This is a genomic window from Paracoccus shandongensis (assembly GCF_017315735.1).
GTDB classification, from domain to species: Bacteria; Pseudomonadota; Alphaproteobacteria; order Rhodobacterales; family Rhodobacteraceae; genus Paracoccus; species Paracoccus shandongensis.
In genome coordinates this window covers 166,842-183,090 of record NZ_JAFLRK010000002.1, presented here as the reverse complement: position 1 = coordinate 183,090, position 16,249 = coordinate 166,842, and the positions used below count along the sequence as shown (strand labels likewise).

Annotated in this window: 17 protein-coding genes; 1 reads left to right on the top strand and 16 read right to left on the bottom strand. The window is 67.2% G+C overall.

What is annotated here, in order from left to right:
- Nucleotides 1-3: 3 nt before the first annotated feature.
- The 5 genes from araD1 to chvE (JX613_RS03320) form a co-directional block, all read right to left on the bottom strand.
- Complete coding sequence (gene araD1, locus JX613_RS03340) at nucleotides 4-990, bottom strand: AraD1 family protein (protein WP_207100036.1); 987 nt, start codon at nucleotides 988-990, stop codon at nucleotides 4-6.
- A 3-nt stretch (nucleotides 991-993) separates the two neighbouring features.
- A complete protein-coding gene (gene mmsB, locus JX613_RS03335; protein ID WP_207100035.1) occupies nucleotides 994-2,205 on the bottom strand; it encodes a multiple monosaccharide ABC transporter permease in 1,212 nt (403 codons plus the stop codon).
- Nucleotides 2,202-3,734, bottom strand: a complete 1,533-nt coding sequence (gene mmsA / locus JX613_RS03330) for a multiple monosaccharide ABC transporter ATP-binding protein (protein WP_207100034.1) — start codon at nucleotides 3,732-3,734, stop codon at nucleotides 2,202-2,204. Before mmsA ends, mmsB begins: the two co-directional genes overlap by 4 nt.
- 49 nt (nucleotides 3,735-3,783) lie before the next feature.
- Nucleotides 3,784-4,845 (bottom strand): multiple monosaccharide ABC transporter substrate-binding protein, encoded by a 1,062-nt coding sequence (gene chvE, locus JX613_RS03325; protein WP_207100033.1) that lies wholly within the window; start codon nucleotides 4,843-4,845, stop codon nucleotides 3,784-3,786.
- Between the two features lie 63 nt (nucleotides 4,846-4,908).
- Entirely contained in the window at nucleotides 4,909-5,964 is a 1,056-nt protein-coding gene (chvE, locus tag JX613_RS03320) for a multiple monosaccharide ABC transporter substrate-binding protein (protein ID WP_207100032.1), read from the bottom strand.
- Nucleotides 5,965-6,084: 120 nt separating this feature from the next.
- Between chvE (JX613_RS03320) and JX613_RS03315 the strand changes: the two genes are divergently transcribed.
- Entirely contained in the window at nucleotides 6,085-7,029 is a 945-nt protein-coding gene (locus tag JX613_RS03315; protein ID WP_207100031.1) for a LysR family transcriptional regulator, read from the top strand.
- On the opposite strand, the gene JX613_RS03310 is transcribed toward JX613_RS03315, so the two are convergent.
- From JX613_RS03310 to fliF, 11 genes are all read right to left on the bottom strand, one after another.
- On the bottom strand, nucleotides 7,007-7,810 hold the full coding sequence (locus JX613_RS03310; protein ID WP_207100030.1) for an ABC transporter permease: 804 nt from the start codon (nucleotides 7,808-7,810) through the stop codon (nucleotides 7,007-7,009). The genes JX613_RS03315 and JX613_RS03310 overlap by 23 nt on opposite strands.
- Complete coding sequence (locus JX613_RS03305) at nucleotides 7,807-8,688, bottom strand: ABC transporter permease (RefSeq protein ID WP_207100029.1); 882 nt, start codon at nucleotides 8,686-8,688, stop codon at nucleotides 7,807-7,809. Before JX613_RS03305 ends, JX613_RS03310 begins: the two co-directional genes overlap by 4 nt.
- On the bottom strand, nucleotides 8,681-9,745 hold the full coding sequence (locus JX613_RS03300; RefSeq protein WP_207100028.1) for an ABC transporter ATP-binding protein: 1,065 nt from the start codon (nucleotides 9,743-9,745) through the stop codon (nucleotides 8,681-8,683). The genes JX613_RS03305 and JX613_RS03300 overlap by 8 nt, the downstream gene beginning before the upstream one ends.
- A 50-nt stretch (nucleotides 9,746-9,795) precedes the next feature.
- Nucleotides 9,796-10,920: an extracellular solute-binding protein gene (locus JX613_RS03295; RefSeq protein ID WP_207100027.1), complete on the bottom strand. Its 1,125-nt coding sequence runs from the start codon at nucleotides 10,918-10,920 to the stop codon at nucleotides 9,796-9,798.
- A 158-nt stretch (nucleotides 10,921-11,078) separates the two neighbouring features.
- Entirely contained in the window at nucleotides 11,079-11,624 is a 546-nt protein-coding gene (locus JX613_RS03290; protein WP_207100026.1) for a biotin transporter BioY, read from the bottom strand.
- Between the two features lie 4 nt (nucleotides 11,625-11,628).
- Nucleotides 11,629-12,252: a CbiQ family ECF transporter T component gene (locus tag JX613_RS03285; RefSeq protein ID WP_207100025.1), complete on the bottom strand. Its 624-nt coding sequence runs from the start codon at nucleotides 12,250-12,252 to the stop codon at nucleotides 11,629-11,631.
- A complete protein-coding gene (locus JX613_RS03280) occupies nucleotides 12,227-12,943 on the bottom strand; it encodes an energy-coupling factor ABC transporter ATP-binding protein (RefSeq protein WP_207100024.1) in 717 nt (238 codons plus the stop codon). Before JX613_RS03280 ends, JX613_RS03285 begins: the two co-directional genes overlap by 26 nt.
- A 116-nt stretch (nucleotides 12,944-13,059) precedes the next feature.
- Nucleotides 13,060-13,788 (bottom strand): flagellar type III secretion system pore protein FliP, encoded by a 729-nt coding sequence (fliP, locus tag JX613_RS03275; protein WP_207100023.1) that lies wholly within the window; start codon nucleotides 13,786-13,788, stop codon nucleotides 13,060-13,062.
- A complete protein-coding gene (locus tag JX613_RS03270) occupies nucleotides 13,785-14,042 on the bottom strand; it encodes a FliM/FliN family flagellar motor C-terminal domain-containing protein (protein ID WP_207100022.1) in 258 nt (85 codons plus the stop codon). The genes fliP and JX613_RS03270 overlap by 4 nt, the downstream gene beginning before the upstream one ends.
- Nucleotides 14,030-14,620, bottom strand: coding sequence for a hypothetical protein (locus JX613_RS03265; RefSeq protein WP_207100021.1), 591 nt, complete (start codon nucleotides 14,618-14,620; stop codon nucleotides 14,030-14,032). Before JX613_RS03265 ends, JX613_RS03270 begins: the two co-directional genes overlap by 13 nt.
- Complete coding sequence (gene fliF / locus JX613_RS03260) at nucleotides 14,617-16,239, bottom strand: flagellar basal-body MS-ring/collar protein FliF (RefSeq protein WP_207100020.1); 1,623 nt, start codon at nucleotides 16,237-16,239, stop codon at nucleotides 14,617-14,619. The genes JX613_RS03265 and fliF overlap by 4 nt, the downstream gene beginning before the upstream one ends.
- Between the last annotated feature and the right edge of the window lie 10 nt (nucleotides 16,240-16,249).

Sequence of the window (16,249 nt, the reverse complement as noted above, 5' to 3'; positions counted from 1 at the left end):
GCCTCAAAGGGTGGCGACGGCGACAAGGGCTTCGCCGTTCTGCTGGTCCAGCGGGTTTGACAGCGGCAGACCGAAGGCCGGGGATTCGATCTGGAACACATCGCCCGCCTGCGCCTTGATGCCGTCGGCAAAGGACAGGGTGGCGGTACCGAAGAAATGCACATGCACGTCGCCGGGCTGGCGGAACAGCGCGTATTTGAAGTGGTGGTGTTCCAGGTTCGCCAGCGAATGCGACATGTTGGATTCGCCCGACAGGAAGGGCTTTTCCCAGATCGCGCGGCCGCCCCTTAGGATCCGGCTGGTGCCCTCGACATGGGGCGGCAGATCGCCCACCAGCATCTCGGGACCGTAACTAGCGGGCCGCAGCTTGGAATGGGCGAGCCACAGGTAATTGCCGCGTTCGGTCACATGGTCGGAAAATTCGTTCGCAAGCGCAAAGCCCAGGCGGAAGGGCGTGCCGTCCGGCCCGATCAGGTAAAGGCCCGCGATCTCGGGCTCCTCGCCCGCGTCCAGCGCAAAGCCGGGCGACACCAGCGCCGCGCCCGGGGCGACCGCGTTGGCGCCGTTCCCTTTGTAGAACCATTCGGGCTGCACGCCCACGGCCCCGCCCTGCGGCTTGCCGCCTTCAAGACCCATGCGGAACATCTTCATGCTGTCGGTCAACGATTCCGCATCCGATTTCGCGTGCATCGAATTACGCGTGGCGGCGCTGCCCAGATGCGTGAGGCCGGTGCCCGTCAGGTGCAGATGCGCCGGGTCGTCGTGATCCAGCGGCAGCAGGATGCGCCCTTGGGCCAGGGCAGCGGCCAGATCGACGGCATCGCCCCTGCCCCGCGCCGTGAGCTCGGCCTTCAAGCCGCGCCCGGCGGCGATGGCGGCCCCTGCCAGATCGCGGGTGGACCGCACGCCCGGCACGATCCAGGCGCTGTCATTGTCGCGTGCGGCGACCGCCCGGTCGCCGCCGGGGCTTTTCAGTTGCGACAGGAACATGGTTCAGCCTTGCTTTGTCTTGTTGTACACGTCGAAGATCACGGCGGCCAAAAGCACCAGCCCCTTGATCACCTGCTGATAGTCGATGCCGATGCCCATGATCGACATGCCGTTGTTCATCACGCCCATGATCAGCGCGCCGACCACGACCCCGATGATCCGTCCCGACCCCCCGGTCATCGAGGCGCCGCCGATGAAGACCGCTGCGATCACGTCCAGTTCGAACCCCACCCCCGCCTTGGGCGTGGCGCTGTTCAGGCGGGCGGTAACGATCATGCCCGCCAGGGACGCCAGAACGCCCATGTTCACGAAGGTGAAGAAGACCAGCCGTTCGGTCTTGATGCCCGACAGCTTCGCCGCCTTCTCGTTCCCGCCCAGGGCATAGATGCGCCGCCCGGTGGTCGTGGATTCCGTGAAAAAGGCATAGAGCACGATCAGCACCGACATGATCAGCAGCACGTTCGGCAGGCCCCGGAAGCTGGCCAACTTCCAGCCCACGAACAGCAGCGCCACCACCACCACGGCGTTGCGCGCCCAGAAGAAGCCCGCGGGTTCGGGGGCGATGCCGAACTCGGCCTCGCGCGCGCGGCCCCGGATGCCGGTCCAGACGATGGCGGCGGCGGCCAGGGCCACCAGCAGCATCGCGGTCAGGTTCGGCTTGTCGGGGCCGAACAGGTCGGGGATGAAGCCGGTCGAGAGCGCCTGGAACGAGCGTTCAAACGGGCCGATGTTCTGGCCGCCCAGCAGCCACAGCGTCAGGCCCCGGAACACCAGCATTCCTGCCAGCGTCACGATGAAGGACGGGATGCGCCAGTAGGCGATCCAGTACCCTTGGGCGGCCCCGATCAGCCCGCCCACGACCAGCACCACCGGGATTACCAGCAGCACCGGCAACTGCATCTTCACCAGCAGCATGGAGGCCACAGCCCCGGTGAAGGCCGCGACCGATCCGACCGACAGGTCGATATGGCCCGCCACGATCACCAAGAGCATCCCCAACGCCATGATGATCACATAGCTGTTCTGCAGGAACAGGTTGGTGATGTTCTGCGCCGACAGGAAGTCCACCCCCTGCACGGCGCGCACGATGATGAAGAAGAACAGGACAATGGCGACCAGCGCCAGCATCATGCCGTTTTCGCGCAGGTGGCTGCCCAGATGGGCGCCGATGCCTGTCTTTGCCCCTGCGGGCTTGTTCGCGTCAGCCGTGCTCATGCGGCCTTTCCCTTCATTCCGTCTTGCAGGATCAGGGCCATGATCCGTTCCTGGCTGGCCTGTTCCCGGGTCAGCTCACCGGCGATCCGGCCCTCGTTCATCACATAGATGCGGTCGCACATGCCCAGCAGCTCGGGCATTTCCGAACTGATCATGACGACGCCATGCCCCTGGGCGGCGAGGTCGTTCATGATGTTGTAGATCTCGAACTTGGCGCCCACGTCGATGCCGCGCGTGGGTTCATCGAGGATCAGCACCTGCGGATCGGTGAACAGCCATTTCGACAGCACGACCTTTTGCTGGTTGCCGCCCGACAGGTTCACGACCCGCTGGAACACCGATGGCGTGCGGATGTTCATCGCGCCGCGGTATTTCTCGGCCACCTGCTGTTCGCGGCCGCGCGACAGCACGAAGCCCTTGGCGATGCCTTCCAGGTTCGCCAGCGAGACGTTGCGCAGGATCGGCTCGTCCAGGATCAGGCCCAGGGCCTTGCGGTCCTCGGTCACATAGGCAAGCCCCGCGTCGATGGCCTTGGACACGGTGGAGAGATCCGGTTTGCCGCCCGCCAGCGTCACCTCGCCCGTGATGTCGCGGCCATAGCTGCGGCCGAACAGGCTCATGGCGAATTCGGTGCGCCCCGACCCCATCAGGCCCGCAATGCCCACGATCTCGCCCTTGCGGACGTTCATCGACACGTCGCGGATCACCTGCCGGGGCTGGTCGGGGTGCATGACCGACCAGTTCCGCACCTCCATCAGCACCTCGCCGATCCTGGGCGTGCGTTCGGGGTAGCGGTGGGCCATGTCGCGGCCCACCATGTCGCGGATGATGCGGTCCTCGGTGATTTCGCTGCGGTCCAGCGTGGATACGGTGGATCCGTCGCGGATCACGGTCACGCGGTCGGCCACGCGGCGGATTTCGTTCAGCTTGTGGCTGATGATGATCTGGGTGACGCCCTGGCCCTTCAGTTCCAGCATCAGGTCCAGCAGCTTCTGGCTGTCGTTTTCCTGCAACGCGGCGGTGGGTTCGTCCAGGATCAGCAGGCGCACGTTCTTGGCCAGCGCCTTGGCGATTTCCACAAGCTGCTGCTTGCCCACGCCCAGCTTTTCGACGCGGGTCGTGGGCGCCTCGGTCAGGCCGACCTTGCGCAACAGCGCCTCGGTCTTCTGATAGGCGAGCGGCCAGTTGATCACGCCGCCGGTGGCGACCTCGTTGCCCAGGAACAGGTTCTCGGCCACCGACAGCAGCGGGACCAGCGCCAGTTCCTGGTGGATGATGACGATGCCCGCATGTTCGCTGTCGCGGATGTCGCGGAAGCGGGCGGGCTTGCCGTCATAAAGGATCTCGCCGTCATAGCTGCCATGGGGATAGACGCCCGACAGCACCTTCATCAGCGTGGACTTGCCCGCGCCGTTCTCGCCGCAGATCGCGTGGATCTCGCCCTCGCGCACCGACAGGTTCACGTTGCTCAGCGCCTTGACGCCGGGAAAGGTCTTGGTGATGCCCTGCATCTCGAGGATGGCCGTCATCCTGTTCCTCCCTGGGGGATGCGGCCCCGGATGGCGGGGCCGCAGCACATCACTTAAGCTGGTCTTCGGTATAGTAACCCGAATCCACCAGAACCTCTTTCCAGTTGTCCGCGGTGACCGAGACGGGCTCCAGCAGATAGGAGGGCACGACCTTGACGCCGTTGTCATAGGTCTTGGTGTCGTTCACCTCGGGCTCCTTGCCCTCCAGCATGGCGTTGACCATGCCGACCGTGACCTTGGCCAGTTCGCGGGTGTCCTTGAAGACCGTCGAATACTGCTCGCCGTCGATGATCGCCTTGATGCCGGGGATTTCCGCGTCCTGCCCGGTGATGATCGGCATCTTCAGGTCGCCCGAGCCATAGCCCACGCCTTTCACGGACGAGATGATCCCGCGCGCCAGCCCGTCATTCGCCGACAGAACGCCATGGACCTGCTTGTCGCCGTAGTTCGCCGACAGGATGTTGTCCATCCGCGCCTGCGCCGTGGCCGCGTCCCACCGCAGCGTGCCCACCTTGTCCAGCCCCGTCTGCCCCGAAGGGATCACGACATCGCCCGCGTCGATCAGGGGCTGCAGAACCGACATCGCGCCGTCATAGAAGAAATAGGCGTTGTTGTCGTCGGGGCTGCCGCCGAACAGTTCGACGTTCCAGGGCTTCTGGTCGGGGAAGCGTTCCTTCAGGCCTTCGACCAGCGCGGTGCCCTGCATCACGCCCACCTTGAAGTTGTCGAAGGTGGCGTAATAGTCGATGTTCGGCGTGTCGCGGATCAGCCGGTCATAGGCGATGACCTTGATGTCGGACGCGGCGGCGTTTTCCAGCGCGTTCGACAGCGTCGTGCCGTCCAGGGCCGCGATCACCAGCACCTTGGCGCCCGTGGTGATCATGTTCTCGATCTGGCTCAGCTGCAGCGGAATGTCGTCGTTGGCGTATTGCAGGTCGGTCTGGTAGCCGGCCTCCTGGAACTGCTTGACCATGTTCTCGCCGTCCGCGACCCAGCGTGCGGTGACCTTTTCGGGCATCGAGATGCCCACCTTCGCGTCGGCCGCCATCGCGGCCACGGGAACCGTCAGCGCCATGGCGGCAACGGTCAGCATCTGTCGCAGCTTCGTCATTCCATCCCCTCCCAAGGTGCCGGTCGATCGGGGGCGGAACCCTTCGGCCCGCCCCCGTAAGGATCACTTCAACTGGTCTTCGGTATAGTAACCGGACCCGACCAGAACCTCGCGCCAGTTTTCCTTGGTCACCGGCAGCGGTTCCAGCAGATAGGACGGCACGACCTTGACGCCGTTGTCATAGGTCTTGGTGTCGTTGATCTCGGGCTCGGTCCCCTTCAGGACGGCATCGACCATGCCCACGGTGACGCGGGCCAGTTCGCGGGTGTCCTTGAAGATGGTCGAATACTGTTCGCCCGCCTCGATGGACTTCACCGACTGCACCTCGGCGTCCTGGCCGGTGACGATGGGCATCTGCATGTCGCCCGACCCATAGCCCACGCCCTTCAGCGACGACAGGATGCCGATCGACAGCCCGTCATAGGGCGACAGCACCCCATGGACCTGCTTGTCGCCATAGTTCGAGGACAGCAGGTTGTCCATCCGCGCCTGCGCCACCGCCGGATCCCAACGCAGCGTGCCCACGGTTTCCATGCCGGTCTGGCCCGACCCGATCACGATGGACCCGTCGTCGATCAGCGGCTGGAGGACCGACATCGCGCCGTCATAGAAGAAGAAGGCGTTGTTGTCGTCGGGGCTGCCGCCGAACAGTTCCACGTTCCAGGGCTTCACGTCGGGGAAGCGTTCCTTCAACCCATCGACCAACGTGGTGGCCTGCTGGACGCCCACCTTGAAGTTGTCGAAGGTCGCGTAATAATCGACATGTTCCGACCCGCGGATCAGGCGGTCATAGGCGATCACCTTGATGTCGGCGGCGGCGGCGTTTTCCAGGGCGTTCGACAGGGTGGTGCCGTCGATGGCGGCGATCACCAGGACGTTCACGCCCTTGGTGATCATGTTCTCGACCTGGGCCAACTGGTTGGGGATGTCGTCCTCGGCATATTGCAGGTCGGTGTCATATCCCGCTTCCTGCAACTGCTTGACCATGTTGTTGCCGTCGTCGATCCAGCGGGCCGACGATTTCGTGGGCATCGCGATGCCGATGGTTTCGGCCATGGCGCCGGTCGCCAGCCACGAAACCCCGATCGCCAGCGCAACCGCAGCGGTTCTGAACGTCATTTGTATCCTCCCCTGGCGCGGCACCGCTGGCCGCGCATCCTCCATAGGTCAGAAAGATGTAGCGCAAGGGCTTCATGCCGGTAAAATGATAAAATCGGCAAACCCCATACCGGAATTGATATGTCCTTTCGCGCGCTCAAGCCCGCCCAGCTTCGGCTGATCCACGAGGTCGCCCTGCACGGGCAGTTGCAGCTTGCCGCCGAGGCGCTGGCCATGACGCAGCCCGCCGCGTCCCGGATGCTGGCCGAGGCCGAACGCCAGATCGGCGCGCCCCTGTTTCACCGCCAGCCCAAGGGGATGGAGCCGACCGAGATCGGCACCACGGTCCTGCGCCGCGCCCGCGTGATCCTGCGCGAGATGGCCAGCATCGAGGCCGACGTGCGCGCCCTTCGCGGCGGCTATGCCGGAACGGTGCGGGTGGGGGCGGTGACGGGCCCGGCGATCAGCTATCTTGTCAGCGCCATCCGCCGCATCAAGGAGGAAAGCCCCGGCGCCGACATCACCGTCGATGTGATGCCCTCGCGCGAGTTGCTGATGCAGCTGGCGGCAGGTGACATGGACTTCGTGCTGGGCCGGATCCTGCCGGAATTCGACAGCGACAGCTTCAACATCCTGCCCATGGCGGATGAAAAGGTGGCGCTGATGGCGCGGGCCGATCACCCGCTGGCCCGCGCGCGCCTTGTCACGCTGACGGAACTGGTGGGGCAGGAATGGATCATGCAGCAGCGCGGCGCGCCCATCCGCGAGGCGACGCTGGCGGCCTTTGCCAGCGTGGGCCTGTCGGAACCCGGCAACATCGTCAACAGCCCGTCGCTTTTGCTGACCATCGCCTATCTGGCGCAAACGGACGCGATCACCCCGGTCTCGCGCGAGGTGGCCGACCTGCTGATCCGGCCGCCGGTCAAGGCGGGCTTCACGATCCTGCCCACGCCCCGGCCGATCCGCGTGTCGCCCTATTTCCTGCTGGACCTGAAGCGCCGCCCCTTGTCGCCCTTGGCGAAACGCCTGCGGGACGCGGTGGCGCAGATGTCGCGCAGCCCGATCAGGAACGCGGCTGCCTTGTGACCTGCCTGCGCCGCGCGACTTCGTAGGCGACGGCGCCGATCACCGTCGCCGCGATGATGACCAGCGCCAGGGCGTTGACGGCAGGCGTCAGGCCGGTGCGGACCTTGGTGGCGATGAAGACGGTCAGCGGCGTTTCAAAGCCGCGCACGAACAGGGTGGTGTTGTAGTTTTCAACCGATTGCAGCACCGCCAGCCCGCCCGAGGCCAGCAGCGCCGGCCGCAGGAAGGGCAGCAGCACCCGGCGGAACACCATCAGCCGGGATGCGCCAAGGCCAAGGGCCGCTTCCTCTTGCGTGCGGTCGAAGCGTTGCAGCCGCGCCATCACCATCAGCATGACATAGCAGATGATGAAGGTCGTCTGCGCCACCACGATCAGCGCGATGCCTCCACCGACGCCCACCTGCCGCCACAGGATCAGCGTGGAAATCCCGATCACCACCCCCGGCGTCAGCAAGGGGGACACCATCACCGCATAGGCGAAGCTGCGCGCCCGCGAATGCAGCGTGGTCAGCACCAGGGCTGCGGCGGTGCCCACCGGCAGCGCCACGATCACCACCAGCACCGCGACGATGGCCGATGTCCACAGCGCCTTCCACATCGCGGCATCCGCCCACATGGCGGAAAACCAGTCCAGCGTGGTGCCCTGCCAGGGGATCACCGTCGGAAAGCGGCTGGTGTTGAAGGCCGCGACCCCCATGATCAGCAAGGGCGCGAACAGATAGGCCACGAAGGCCAGCAGATAGAGGACGAACAGACCCCGGAAGATGCGGTCCGCCGTCATTTCGCCACATCCGTCAGGTTCACGCGGAAGACGCGCAGCGTGACCAGCACCACGGCCAGGCACAGCACCAGCAGCGTCAGCGCATAGGCCGCGCCCCGGTTCCAGTCGCCGCCCTCGAAGAACCAGTTGTAGATGATCTCGGTGAACCAGCGGCTTCCCGGCGACCCCAGCAGCGCGGGCGCGACATAGGATCCGGCGGCCAGCATGAAGGTGAAGACGCAGCCCGTGGCGATGCCCGCCTTGGCATGGGGGATCACCACGCGCCGGTGGGTTCGGACGGTCCCCGCGCCAAGGTCGCGCGCGGCCTCAAGTTGGGATTTGTCCAGCGATTCTATGGCGTTGTAGATCGGCAGCAGCATGAACAGGATATAGGCATAGACCATCCCCGCCAGCACGCCGCCGTTCCCCTGCCAGCGGATGGGCGCGTCGATCAGCCCGATCCCCTGCAAGACCGCGTTCAGCGGCCCGCGATAGGCCAGCAGGATGAACCAGGCCAGCGTGCGCAGCACCTCGTTGATGAAGAAGGGGATGATGACCAGCATCAGCGCGATGGACAACTGCGCCGGCGTCGCGCGCTGCGCCATCCAGAAGGCGATGGGATAGCAGACCACCAGCGTCAGGGCCGCCACCAGCGCGCTGGCCCAGATGGTCTTGAGGAAGATCGCGCGATGCACGCCCTCGTTCGCCAGATACAGGAAATTGTCCAGCGACCGCACATCCTGCGGCTCGCCCTGCTGCAAGGGCGGCAGGTTCGGGCGCAGGGCATAGTCGATCATCATCAGGTTCGGTGCCAGCACCATCGCCGCCAGCCAGACCAGCACCAGCGTCAGGAAGATCGTCGCCAGCCCGCCGCCGAAGCGCGCGTAAAGATCACGCATCGGCCAGCACCACGGCATGATCGGGGGCAAAGGAAAAGCTCGCATCCGTTCCCGGCGCGGGCGCATCGGCCAGCCGGGTCGAGGGCACCGCCGCTGTCAGGGCCGCCCCATCGGGGAACTGGCCGTGGACCAGGGCGAAGGCCCCTTCGAAATCCATGCGGCTGACACGGGCGCGCAGCGTGTTGGCGCCAACGCCGGGCACCAGCGCCTCGGGGCGGACATAAAGGGTGGCGTTCTGGCCGATGGCGACGGCACCCTGCGCGCGGCCATGCAGCGGACCAAGCGCCGTATCGACGCGGGCCATGCCGTCGCCCACGGCGCTGACCCGGCCCGCGATGGCGTTCGTCTCGCCCACGAAGCGGGCGACGAAGGGCGTGGCGGGGTTGTCATAAAGCTGGCGCGGGGTGGCGACCTGTTGCAAGAGGCCCGCCGACATCACCGCCACGCGGTCGGACATGGCCAGCGCCTCGGACTGGTCATGAGTGATGTAGATGAAGGTGACGCCCGTGCGTTTCTGCAACGCGCGCAGTTCCGCCCGCATGTGCTGGCGCAGCTTGAGGTCCAGCGCCGACAGCGGCTCGTCCAGCAGCAGGACGCCCGGTTCGACGGCCAGCGCGCGGGCGATGGCGACCCGCTGGCGCTGCCCGCCCGACAACTCGCCCGGCATCCGGTCGCCGTATCCTTCCAGCGCGATCAGGCGCAGCAGGTCGTCGGCCCGCTTGCGGCGTTCCGCGCGGCCCATGCCCCGCGCCTCAAGCCCGAAGGCGATGTTTTCCCAGACCGGCATCAGCGGGAAAAGGGCCAGCGACTGGAAGATCATCGCGGTCGGCCGCTGGTTCGGGCCAAGCCCGCGCATATCGCGCCCGCCGATCAGCACGCGCCCCTCGGTCGGTTCCAGGAAACCGGCGATCATCCGCAGGATGGTGGTCTTGCCGCAGCCCGAGGGGCCGAGGATCGAGAAGAACTCGCCCGCCCCGACCGTGAAGGACACGTCGCTGACCGCGCGCGTCGTGCCGAAGCGCATCCCGATCCCGTCAAGTTCCACCGAATGCGACATCCATCCCCCGTTGTCTTGGGCAGGGGTTGGGCCCCCTGCCCGGTTGGTCGTCAGGCCGACAGGAAGCGGTCCTGGTATTCGTTGCGCTTGGTCACATACCAGTTTTCCTGGATCGGCCACCACCACAGCTTGTCCAGCGCGTCGCCCGGATAGGCGGCGGCGAAGAAGGCCTTGGCTTCATCGGACAGCAGATCCGCCGACCCCACGGCGGTCGAGTTGATCGCCGTCGCGTTCGTGTACATCGCCCCCGCTTCCGGCGTCAGGAACCAGTTGATGAAGGCATAGGCCGCATCCAGGTTCGCGGCGCCCGCCGGGATCGACAGCCCCTCCATCCAGGCCAGCGCGCCTTCCCTGGGCGCGATGAAGCCCACCGGCAGGCCCTCTTTCACCAAGGCGGCTGCGGTCGAATCCCAGGTCTGGCCGATGGCCGCGCCATTGACGCGGAAGGCGCCCTGGGCCTCGTTCTCGTTGTTCCAGAACTGGATGATGTTGCCCTTGCGCGCAATCGCCTCGGCCACGATCACATCGAAGATCTCGACCTGCGCCTCGGGCGTCTTGAAGGCGTCCAGCAGCGGGCGGGGCAGCTTGCCCTCGGCCTCCAGCCACAGGCCAAGGCCCACCAGCGCGGAATGGGCGCGCACGGTGGCCTTGCCCGCCGCCGATTCACCCCAGATGTCGCCATAGGAGGCCTTGCCGTATTCCAGCGGCATCTGGTCCTTGTCGAAGGCCACCGCCTCGGTGCCCCAGTCGGTCGGCACCTGATAGCGCTTTCCGTCCACCACCGCGCCCAGGGTGGTCGAGTTTTCCCAGGCCGAGGGCAGCACCTTCGCCACCTCGATCTTCGATTCGTCCAGCGGCTGGACCAGGCCGAACTCGACATAGTTCGGCACCCGGTCCACGGTCGGCCAGATCAGGTCAAAGCCCGCGCCGTTGTTGGCACGCAGCTGGTTCAGCAATTCGTCGTTGGTGCCATAGGGCGTGTAGTTCGGCTTGATCCCGGTGGCCTTCTCGAAGGCGCCCAGGATCTCGTCGTTCAGATAGCCCGCCCAGGCGAAGATGTTCAGCGTGCCCGCGCCTTGGGCGAATCCCGGCCGCGCGACCAGCGGCGCGGCCAGCGCCAGGCCAGCGGCGGCACCCGCGCCCTTCAGAAGCCCGCGGCGATCAAGTCTGTCCATAAGTCGTCCCCCGATTGCGCCGCCCCGCCGGGACTTGCCCGGGGGACGGCATGATCCATGACCGGCCACCCATCCCGGCCCCGGTCAATCGGCGTGAAGCATATCCCTGCCTTGTGACAGGTCAAAGACTCTTTGATCTTTCACCGAAAAATCCGCCTTCAGGGGCGCGACAGGATGCTGGCGGGCCGCGACCGGGCCAGGGCCTGCGTGATCAGCCCGGTCAGCACCGCCTTGATGATGTCGCCCGGAATGAAGGCCGTGACCAGGGCCGCGCATTCGGCCAGCGTCTTCTTCAGCGCGATCGACATGCCGACGATGCCGAAGGCATACATCACGACAATCCCGCCGATGACCGAGGCCAGCGTGACCGTCAGCGCCAGCGGACCCGACCGCCAGCGTTCGACGATCAGCCCGGTGACAAAGGCCGCGACCGGCCAGCCGATGAAGAAGCCCGAGGTCGGCGCGACAAAGGCCCCCAACCCGCCGCGCCCGCCCGCCAGCAGCGGCAGGCCAAGCGCCACCAGCGCCATGAACAGCAAGACCGCCAGCGCGCCGCGTTTCGCGCCCAGGATCGCCCCCGCCAGCATGACGCCCATGCTTTGCGCGGTGATCGGCACGCCGAAGGCCAGCGTCAGGCTGGGGATCAGCCCCAGGGCCGCGATCAGCGCCGCGAACAGCGCGATCCGGGTCATGTTGCGTTCCATCGTCTCAGTCCCTCCCATCAGGAATGTCGTTCAGGATGCCGCCGCGCGCGCGCAGGGCCTCGGCCACGTGGTCGGCGTCGTCCAGCGCCAGCGCGGCCATCGGCACTACGATCCGCCAGCCGGGCCGCTTACGCGACCGGGCGCGCCAGGACAGGGCCAGCCGCTGGCCGTTTTCCACCAGCATCGGGGTAAAGCGCAGGACCATGGCGATGGCAAGCTCGATGGTGCGGGTTGGCAGGCCGAGGCGGCGCAGGGGGGCCAGCAGCCATGTCAGCACGGCGATCATGTCGGTCAGCCGCGTGGTCATGGTCACGAAATTCGCCAGCGCCAGCGCAGCCAGCAGGCGCAGGGCGATGGCCGCGCCCGCCTGCGCCTGCCCGGTCAGCCCGTGCCACAGCGCGATCAGCAGCAGGAAGGGCCAGAGCATCCGCAGGTGCCGCAGCCCTTGGCCCGCAAAGGCCAGGCCCGCCGACAGGTACAGCGCCAGGATCGCCAGCAGGGCCAGGGCCAGCACCCCCGGCCGGTCGGTCAGGAACAGCGCCACCGTCAGGGCCGACAGCGCCAGCAGCTTGACCCCCGCCGGGATGCGGTGCGCCCAGGTTTCAACCGGCGAGGTGAGCGAGATCATCGAGGCCCCCCCAGTCCCGCATCTGCGTCTCGAACCGGGGCAGAACGGCGTCCGGCGGGCCGTCGGCGACCAGACGGCCCCCTTCCAGCCACAGGATGCGGTCAAAGCCGCGAAGCTGGGCTGGATCATGCGTGACCATCACCACCTGCGCCGCGATCCCGTCCAGATAGCGCATCAGTTGCAGCCGCGTCGGAATGTCGAGGCCCGAGAAGGGCTCGTCCATGACGATCACCCGGGGCCGCATCGCCAGCACCGCCATCAGGCACAACAGCTGCTTCTGCCCCTGCGACAGGCTGTGGGTCGCGGCGGGCGCCCAATGCGCCTTGCCGAAACGGTCCAGCATCGCCCGGGCCGCAGCCTCGGCCTGATGCGGGCGCTGGCCTTGCTGGGTCAGGCCGAAGGCGATTTCCTCAAGGACCGTGGGGAAGATGATCTGGTGATCGGGGTTCTGGAAAATGATTCCGACACTTGCCAGGGCCGCGCGGCGGTCGGCCGCCATGTCGGCCCCGCCGATCCGCGCCTGGCCCGCATCCGGCGCGATCAGCCCGGCGATCACCCGCGCCAGCGTGGTCTTGCCCGAGCCGTTGCGCCCGACAATGCCCACGCGCGGCTCCTCCAGCCGGGCCGAAATCCCGTCCAGCACCACACGGCCCGCCAGCGTCACGCCGATGTCGCGCAACGCCACGCTCATCGCCCGCCGCTCCGGGCGGGCCGTTCTTCGGGTCGTGATCCCATCTGCCCAAGGCTTCCGTTGCGTCCACCCCGCGCATCTGCCCCGGAACGGGCCGCCCATGCAACCCCGATGCGTCACTGATAGCTGCGCACCAATGCCCCCGCGATCATCGACCAGCCGTCCACCGCGACAAAGAAGGCCAGCTTGAAGGGCAAGGACACGACCACCGGCGGCACCATCATCATGCCCATGGCCATCAGCACGGCGGACACCACCAGGTCGATGATCAGGAAGGGCAGCGCGATCAGGAAGCCGATCTCGAAGGCGCGCTGGATTTCGGACAGCATGAAGGACGGGATCAGCACCGACAGCTGCCCGCTGCGGTCGCCCGCGCCCGGCGCGATCTCGGCCAGGCCCGCCAGCGTGTCGGGGTCGGTGCGCGCGGCCATGAAGTCCTGGAAGGGGACGATGCCGCGCCGGATCGCCTCGCCCAGGGTGATGGTTCCCTCCTGCAGGGGGGCGCCCGCGACGCTCCAGGCCTCGCGCAGGACCGGGTCCATGATGAACCAGGTCAAAAACATCGCCAGGGCCACGATCAGCATGTTCGGCGGCGAGGATTGCAGCCCGATCGACTGGCGCAGGATCGACAGCACCGTGACGATGAAGGGAAAGCAGGTGATGGTGATGGCGATGCCCGGCGCCAGCGACAGCGCCGTCAGCGCGCCCACCAGCAGGACAGCGTTCTGGCCCAGACCCTGGCCCAGTCCCTGCCCCACCTGGCCCGCGATCTGGTCCAGCCCGTCCTGCGCCAGGGCCACGCCCGGCAGGACCAGCAGCGCCAGCAGCGTCAGGCGACCGATCATGCCGCGCCGGGGGCGGGCAGGATGCGCACGCAAAGCCGGTCCTCGGCCGAGCCGTCCGCCGTCAGCTCGCCCCGCGCGATGACCTTGTCGCCCACGCAGATCTCGACCCCCTCGTCGATGGACTGGTCCAGCAGAAGGATGTCGTCGGGCCGCAGCGCGGACAGCTGCGCGACGGTCTGGCGGGTCCGGCCCAGCCGCACGGTCACCTCGACCTGGATGGCGTCGGTGTCGATCAGGTGGTTCAATGCGTCCATGATGTCTCGTCTCCGTCCGGCTTGGACCCGTTGATTTCGGCGATCAGCGCGCGAATGCCCTCGGCCACGCGCGCCGGTTCCAGTTCGATCCGCCCGCCCTGCAGCGACAGGGCGATGCGCTCGGCTTGCGATTCGGTGACATCGATGCCCTCCAGCCCGCATTCGGCCAGGCAACGCTCCACCATGGCCCGCAGCGACGCCCCGCAGGCGATGGAGGCGCGCAACGGCGGGGCCATGCGCGACAGGCGCAGCAATTCGGCGGTCAGCGCGGCTTCCAGCCGACGCGATTCGGCCGCCGGCGCCAGGCAGTCGAGGATCTGCGCCAGGACCGGCGCCAGCGCCTCCACCGCCTCGCGGCGCAGTTCGGCCCGGCGCGCCTCGTCGTTGGCCAGCGCCCGGGCCAGGCGCTCCAGCCCGGCGCTCAGGGTGCGGGCCTGTTCGTCCGATTGGCGGGCGGCGCCGTCGGCCAGCCCGTCGGCATAGGCCTGGTCCAGCGCCTCGCGGCTGAAGGTCAGGGCCGCGCCCTGCGCCGCGACCGCCGCGCTGAAGGATTCGAGTTTGAGAACCGCGAAACTCAATGTGCATTCTCCTTGTTGTCGATCCAGCCGGTCAGGATCTTGACGCTTTCGTCATGGCGTTCCTTCATCATGCCCCGCAGCCGCGCGACCGGATCGCCGGGGGGCAGCGCCAGTTGTTCGGGCGCGCGGGGGGCCGCAGAGGGGGCCAGGGGTTCCGGCACGACCTCGGTTGCGGGCAGGACCGTGCCGGTCAGGGCGGGCGCGTCCAGCGCCGGGCGGCTGGCGTCCAGCATGGGGCGCGCGGCGCGGCCCTTCAGGACCGGGCGCAGCACCAGGAAGACCACCGCCAGCGCAAAAAGACCGATCATCAGGATCCGCGCCAGCCCGTTCAGCTCCAGCCGGTCCAGAAAGCCCGGCGTGGCGGTGGTGCCCCCCTCGCCCAAGCCCGCGAAGGGCAGCGACTTGACGGTGATCAGGTCGCCCCGCGCCTCGTCATAGCCCACGGCGGATGCCACCAGTTCGCGCAGCACGTCCAGTTCGGCCTGTTGGCGCGGCACCATCTGCACCTCGCCCTGGGCGTTCTCCTCGGCCACGCCGTTGACCAGCACCGCCACCGTCAGCCGCCGGGTCGATCCGGGCTGGCGCGACACCTCGCGCGTCACGCGCGTCACCTCGTAATTGGCCTGCTGGCGGGTTTCCTGGCGGTTCGCCTCGGACTTGTCGCCTTGGCCCTTTTCCCCGTCCGGCAGGTTCGAGGCCGCCGTGACCGCCCCCGTGCCGGTCGAGTTGCTTTGATCGGTGGTTTCCTCGGTCACCTGGGAAATCAACGCGCGGCTGTCGGGGTCGAAGCGCTGTTCGGTCAGCATCTCGGTTTCCGTGACCACGTCCAGGTTCAGCTCGACGATGGCGTTGCCGATGCCGACATGGGGCTCCAGGATGCGTTCGACATTGCGCTTCATCTCGGCGGCGCGGTCGGCGCCTGCCTCATCCTCGCCCGCCGCGACGATGCCGTGCTGGGTGTCGATCACCGTCACCGCATCGGGCGCCATGCCCGGCACGCCGGACGAAATCAGGTATTTCAGCGCCGCCGCCTGGTCGCGGCTGACGGCCTGGCCGTTCGTGCCGATGGTGACCGAGGCGCTGCCCTGCCCGTCGCGGCGGTATCCCCGGCCCGATTCGATCGCCAGGTGGACCCGCGCGGTCTTGACGTTGGGCAGGGCCAGGATGGTGCGGGCGAGTTCCCCTTCCTTGGCGCGCCAATAAGCGGCGTCGAACATCTGCGAGGTGGTGCCGAAGCCCGACATGCCGTCCAGCAGCTCGTATCCCGCGCCCCCTGCGGCGGGCAGGCCCTGGGCTGCCAGATCCATGCGCAGCTTGTCGCGGCTGGCGGCCTCGACCCAGATCGCATCGCCGCGCACCTCGTAGGCCACGCCCGCCCGTTCGATCCCGGCCACGACCTCGCCCGCCTGGGCGCTGTCCAGCCCGCCGTAAAGCAGGCTCATCGCCGGGCGGTTCGCCACCCAGGCAAAGCCCGCGATGGCCAGAAAGGTTGTCAGAAAGGCCGCCACCAGGATGGCTTTCTGTTGTGAGCTTCGCTCTATCCAATAGTCCTGCAATTTTTGCAAAACCGGCCCCTCTCGAATCAGCGTCAGGTTCCCTTGTCCCGGTGTTGATGACATGGGCCGCCTT

Excerpts from the sequence above, each read along its gene's own strand:
- araD1 (WP_207100036.1), bottom strand. The coding sequence starts at position 990 with ATGTTCCTGTCGCAACTGAAAAGCCCCGGCGGCGACCGGGCGGTCGCC.
- mmsB (WP_207100035.1), bottom strand. The coding sequence starts at position 2,205 with ATGAGCACGGCTGACGCGAACAAGCCCGCAGGGGCAAAGACAGGCATC.
- mmsA (WP_207100034.1), bottom strand. The coding sequence starts at position 3,734 with ATGACGGCCATCCTCGAGATGCAGGGCATCACCAAGACCTTTCCCGGC.
- chvE (WP_207100033.1), bottom strand. The coding sequence starts at position 4,845 with ATGACGAAGCTGCGACAGATGCTGACCGTTGCCGCCATGGCGCTGACG.
- chvE (WP_207100032.1), bottom strand. The coding sequence starts at position 5,964 with ATGACGTTCAGAACCGCTGCGGTTGCGCTGGCGATCGGGGTTTCGTGG.
- JX613_RS03315 (WP_207100031.1), top strand. The coding sequence starts at position 6,085 with ATGTCCTTTCGCGCGCTCAAGCCCGCCCAGCTTCGGCTGATCCACGAG.
- JX613_RS03310 (WP_207100030.1), bottom strand. The coding sequence starts at position 7,810 with ATGACGGCGGACCGCATCTTCCGGGGTCTGTTCGTCCTCTATCTGCTG.
- JX613_RS03305 (WP_207100029.1), bottom strand. The coding sequence starts at position 8,688 with ATGCGTGATCTTTACGCGCGCTTCGGCGGCGGGCTGGCGACGATCTTC.
- JX613_RS03300 (WP_207100028.1), bottom strand. The coding sequence starts at position 9,745 with ATGTCGCATTCGGTGGAACTTGACGGGATCGGGATGCGCTTCGGCACG.
- JX613_RS03295 (WP_207100027.1), bottom strand. The coding sequence starts at position 10,920 with ATGGACAGACTTGATCGCCGCGGGCTTCTGAAGGGCGCGGGTGCCGCC.
- JX613_RS03290 (WP_207100026.1), bottom strand. The coding sequence starts at position 11,624 with ATGGAACGCAACATGACCCGGATCGCGCTGTTCGCGGCGCTGATCGCG.
- JX613_RS03285 (WP_207100025.1), bottom strand. The coding sequence starts at position 12,252 with ATGATCTCGCTCACCTCGCCGGTTGAAACCTGGGCGCACCGCATCCCG.
- JX613_RS03280 (WP_207100024.1), bottom strand. The coding sequence starts at position 12,943 with ATGAGCGTGGCGTTGCGCGACATCGGCGTGACGCTGGCGGGCCGTGTG.
- fliP (WP_207100023.1), bottom strand. The coding sequence starts at position 13,788 with ATGATCGGTCGCCTGACGCTGCTGGCGCTGCTGGTCCTGCCGGGCGTG.
- JX613_RS03270 (WP_207100022.1), bottom strand. The coding sequence starts at position 14,042 with ATGGACGCATTGAACCACCTGATCGACACCGACGCCATCCAGGTCGAG.
- fliF (WP_207100020.1), bottom strand. The coding sequence starts at position 16,239 with ATGTCATCAACACCGGGACAAGGGAACCTGACGCTGATTCGAGAGGGG.